Origin of the sequence: Imhoffiella purpurea, assembly GCF_000585215.1 — a bacterium.
Classification (GTDB): domain Bacteria; phylum Pseudomonadota; class Gammaproteobacteria; order Chromatiales; family Chromatiaceae; genus Imhoffiella; species Imhoffiella purpurea.
The window spans coordinates 1-1,065 of record NZ_AONC01000007.1 but is presented as its reverse complement, the minus strand read 5'-3'; the positions used below and the strand labels follow the sequence as shown (position 1 = coordinate 1,065).

Annotated in this window: 1 protein-coding gene; it reads left to right on the top strand. The window is 53.1% G+C overall.

Annotated features, from left to right (window positions below):
• The first annotated feature begins 243 nt into the window (after positions 1 to 243).
• Positions 244 to 594, top strand: coding sequence for a transposase (locus tag D779_RS21500; protein ID WP_332307740.1), 351 nt, complete (start codon positions 244 to 246; stop codon positions 592 to 594).
• The last annotated feature ends 471 nt before the right edge of the window (positions 595 to 1,065 follow it).

Below are 1,065 nucleotides of genomic sequence, written 5' to 3'. Positions count from 1 at the left end.
TAGAGTAGAGAGCAGGTCGCCCATCGCGGTAGCCATGGCTTATCTGTTTCCGCGCCTTTCGTTTCGCGGTGCCTAAATAGCCAGGACATGGCGGTGACTCCCAGCCCTCCCTCGTCAGTAGGGTCGAGGACTGGCGCGCCGACGGTAGAAACAAAAAAGGGGACATAACAAAAAAGGGGACAGATTTATTTACCGCTATACTGACATGATGCATAGGCACTCGGATCAGAGCCGGTTTTCAGCATGCCAAGAATCGGGCGCGTCATCCTTCCAGACTATCCACACCATGTCGTGCAGCGCGGGCATAATCGGCAGGTGGTTTTTGCCGAGGAGGCGGATTACCGTTACTACCTCGATACGCTGGAAGCCTTCAAGCAGGTCTATGACGTCAAGGTCTTCGGCTTCTGTCTGATGACGAATCATGTCCATCTGATCCTGCAGCCTGGGGAGGCGATCGCTGATCTCGGGCAGCTCATGAAACGGCTGGCGGGACGCCAGACGCGGGCGGTGATCATAACTCCGGTCCACACTCATGCCGCCAGCGGTGTCAAATATAGAGCAAAAAGGGGACAGATTTATTTACCGCTATACTGACATGATGCACAGGCACTCGGATCAGAGCAAGTTTACAGCATGCTAAGAATCGGGCGCGTCATTCATCCAAACTATCCACACCATGTCGTGCAGCGCGGGCACAATCGACGGGGGCTGTTTGCCGAGAAGGCGAATTACCAGATCGAACATCGCAACCCAGTTCGGCCTCGAAGAAGCAAGCTTGATGACGAGCTTAAATAAATCCGTCCCCTTTTTGGTCTCCTTTTCATAACACTCTGATTTGGCTCAACTGGCGAGTCCTTGATCTCGTCGATGGCGCTAAAATGACGGTGAGCAAGCGGCATAAGTTTATGATTATTAATGTTGTATTTTCGCACCTTCAAAGCCCTGCACACAGGCACTCGGATCAGAGCCAGTCTGGGCCATGATCATAACCCTGGCCAAGACCGAGTGCGGATGTAGGTGATTAGGGTGACAAGAATTGGCAGGACCCTCTCCCGTGCGTACCCT

Bases quoted from the DNA above. Each gene is read 5' to 3' on its own strand.
- D779_RS21500 (WP_332307740.1), top strand. From the start codon at position 244: ATGCCAAGAATCGGGCGCGTCATCCTTCCAGACTATCCACACCATGTC.